Annotated in this window: 2 protein-coding genes and 2 pseudogenes; 3 read left to right on the forward strand and 1 reads right to left on the reverse strand. The window is 65.8% G+C overall.

The window, feature by feature from the left end; translation table 11 throughout:
- Positions 1-245 (forward strand): annotated as a pseudogene (locus Ato02nite_RS15515) (hypothetical protein); the annotation flags it as partial.
- A 76-nt stretch (positions 246-321) separates the two neighbouring features.
- Here the strand turns inward: Ato02nite_RS15515 and Ato02nite_RS15520 are convergent.
- Complete coding sequence (locus tag Ato02nite_RS15520; protein ID WP_213007223.1) at positions 322-1497, reverse strand: competence protein CoiA family protein; 1176 nt, start codon at positions 1495-1497, stop codon at positions 322-324.
- Between the two features lie 227 nt (positions 1498-1724).
- Here Ato02nite_RS15520 and Ato02nite_RS52985 point away from each other — a divergent pair.
- Positions 1725-2024: pseudogene (locus Ato02nite_RS52985) on the forward strand (site-specific integrase); the annotation flags it as partial.
- Between the two features lie 289 nt (positions 2025-2313).
- Positions 2314-3108, forward strand: a complete 795-nt coding sequence (locus Ato02nite_RS15530; RefSeq protein ID WP_246607010.1) for a site-specific integrase — start codon at positions 2314-2316, stop codon at positions 3106-3108.
- Positions 3109-3428 lie beyond the last annotated feature (320 nt).

A 3428-nucleotide genomic window follows, 5' to 3' on the forward strand; every position in this document is an offset into this window, starting at 1 on the left:
GCAAACCGGGGGAAGCTCACTGGGGCTTTGACGCCTGTGTCTTTGTTGTCTTGAACAGCGTGACGTATGACGTCGATCTTGCTGTCGAGGTCCCCGTCGAGGAGGTGAAGGCCGTCGCCAGGGAGAGTTCCTGGGTCGCCGGACATCGAATCTCGGTGGGCCAGCTCCGTAGCGGGATCGCCGGTGCGGTCGACGTGACCGAACGGCTCCAAGCCGCTTACAACGCGATGGATCAGTTGCTATAGACAACTGGATCTGCTCGTCCGTGCGCACTTTCATGGGCCGGGTGCGTGGCCAGTCCGGGTTTGGGGCGCCAGAAGATCACCGTTGCTGACTGCGTACGTTTTCCGCGCAGACTTTGTGGTACGGCCGTCCTCGCTCATCAGCGAGGAGGGTGAGGCTTCCGCAGAGCCTGCATGGCTTCTGGTACGGCAGCACGTGGGCAGGGTTGCTCCAGTCCAGGACTATGCGGCTGGCAGGCGGTTGGGTGCGCTGGACGGGGATGATGGCGTCCGATTCGCGGTTTTTGGAATTCCAGGTCGTGAACGTGTCCTCGCCGTAGCGGCAGGCTTCGTCGTCGTCGCGGTCTTCTGGTGCGGGTAGTGGGTGATCGACCGGGGTGGCGATGGGCCCGAGCGTGACGGTGCGCGCTTGGCCGGGCTTGGTCTCGACTTGGGTGATGTCGGCCGATGGTGCCCAGAACCAGTACGCACGTCCGCGCGAGATTTGCTGCTTGACGGGTCTTAGGTCGGTGCTGGCGGCGCGGACGATGAGGTCGTCGAACCGGGGTAGTTCCCGCGGTTCGAACTGGTGGTTCCAGCCGGAGCATGGCCTGCCGAGTTTGCGGTCGTTGCACGAGGTTCCGGGGGTACACCGCACGGTGGTTAACGCTCGTATGCCACCGCGTACGGGTAGTTCGTAGCCGGGTTCGAGGTACTGGCGCCATTCCATGCGATCTATGCGGGCCCAGGGGGCTTGGTCGATGACGCTGGCGGTGCGACTGGTGGTTGTCCAGAGAGGGGTGATGCCATCGGTTTCGGCGATGCCTGACCTACGCCGCACGGTCGAGACGCTGATCGGCGACAGTTGCGGTTCACAGCCGAGGAGGACGTCGTCGCCGTGTACGAGAACGTCGGTGCGGCGCCTTCCGTCAGGGGATCGGTCTTCGATCGTGGCTTCGAAGCCGCCGGCTGCCGCTGCGCGAGCGATACGTTCTTTCAACGCTTTGTGCTCGTTGCTTTCGGGCGCCCATTGCGAATCGCCGGGGTTGAGGTGGACGGCGTACCAGCGGCCGGTGACGGGATGCTGCTTGAGGTACATCCATCTGGTACAGCCGTCCTGGCAGTTGCCTCGGTGAAATCCGATGCATTCCAGAACGCCCTGGCTGACCTTGCCGTAGAGCTGGTCCCACAGCTCCTGTGCGGACGGATGTCCGAGGTCGGGTCGTCGTAGATCCAGTTCCGTGCCGGACGGGACATGGAACACCTTCGAAGCCATGCGCCCACCCTAAGTGTCCTCTCGGGGACTATTAGTCACCTCGACAGCGATGATGCAGCACGTGCAAAAGCCGCCAGTTCGCTGGCGAGGATGTGCCCGCAGCCGTCGCAGCACTCGAATGGGGGACAGCCGCGCTTCTGTGCCTATGCACATGGTGGAGGTAACTGGGCGAGAGGTGGCACACGATGAGTTCTGGCGGAGTGTTCAAACGGTGTGGATGCCGGTCGATGGAGACGGGGCGGCTCCTGAGCTCGGCCTGTCCTCGCCTACCTGATCGAAGGCACGGATCTTGGTATTTCGACTGTGCCGTGCCGGTCTTGCCTGGTCGGCGGGAACGGCTGCGCCGCGGTGGTTACCCCACACGGCGTGAGGCGATCGCGGCCCGCGACGCACTGCTGGGTGACGGTGATACCGCGACGGCTGAGGGCTGGACCGTCGAGCGGTGGCTGCGGTACTGGCTGACCACCCGGACGAAGATCCGCCCGACCACCCTGCGCTCGTACGAGATCCACGTCGAGCGGCATTTGATTCCGCATCTGGGCCGGGTCCGGCTCAGTGAGCTCGCGGGCCGGCACATTACTGACATGATCGTCGCGATCGGTGCGGCCACGAACCGGTACGGCCGCACGCCGACCCCGTCGACCTTGCATCGGATCCGGGCGACCCTGCGGTCGGCGTTGAACGCAGCGGTCCGCGAGGGCCTGCTGCGAGATAACCCGGCTCGCTACGTCGAGGTGCCGTCACCGTGCCGCCCGCATGCCCTGGTCTGGACGGCAGCGGGTGCGGGCGTGGCAGGAGACTGGCGAGCGGCCGGCGGTGGCGGTGTGGACCACCGAGCAGACCGCAACCTTCCTCGCCTTCGTTGTGAGCGACCGCCTCGCTGTCATGTGGTGGCTGATCGCGTTACGCGGCCTGCGACGCGGCGAGGCGGCCGGGTTGCGCTGGGCCGACGTCGACTTGGATGCGGGGGTGGCGATGATCGAGCAGCAGCGGATCGCCAACGGCCAGATGATCACGGTTGGGCCGCCGAAGAGTGCCGCCAGCCGGCGTGTGGTCGCGCTGGATCGGCACACGGTGCGGCTGCTGCGTGAGCATCGTCGTCGGCAACGCGCCGAGCAGAAGGCGGTGGGGGAGTGTTGGGGGGAGTCCGGCTATGTGTTCACCGCGGAGGATGGGGCGCCGTTGAACCCTGATTTCCTGACCCGCCGGTTCCGGCGCCTGGTCGGCGAGTCCGAGCTGCCGCCGGTCCGGCTGCACGACCTGCGCCACGGCGCGGCGAGTCTCACGCATAGTGCCGGCGTCGACCTGAAGACGGTGCAGGCGCAGCTTGGGCACAGCAGCATCGTGCTGACCGCCGACACTTACACCAGCGTCCTGATCGACCTGCTCGCGCACGCGGCCGAAGCGACCGCCCGGCTGGTCCTGGCCGCCGCGGCCCGTAACCCGGGTCATCGCTACCGGCGGGAAGGCAGCCTGAGGAAATCCGCTGGCCCAGCCGAGACCTTCGAGCCAAGAAGGCCCGTGAACAGGCGCTCCAACGGGCACACCGGTGTGAAACGGCGGCGCCCACCGACGTCCCACCGACGTCCCACAAAGATCAAGGGCGCATAGCCGAATAGCTATACGCCCTGGTGATGCTTGGTGCGCCGCGTAGGACTTGAACCTACAACCCGCGGATTAAGAGAAGTGGTGTCGGCCTTTGCCGGGCAGTACCGGTCCACGCCAGGGTCGTGGATCACGCGTGGATCACGCGCGGATCGCGTGTTCGACTACCCGGTTGTCGTGGGGGTGATCAGGCGGCGGCATGGTTGGCCCGCTGCCGGTCCGCGAAAGCGTGTCGCTTTCAGGTCGCTCTGGGGCATCGCTTGGCTGTCGGCAGACTCGGTGGAAAGTCTGGTTCGGAGTTCACTGATCTGGCACCCCTCTGTGTC

This window comes from Paractinoplanes toevensis, from assembly GCF_018332695.1.
In the GTDB taxonomy this organism is placed as follows: Bacteria; Actinomycetota; Actinomycetes; order Mycobacteriales; family Micromonosporaceae; genus Actinoplanes; species Actinoplanes toevensis.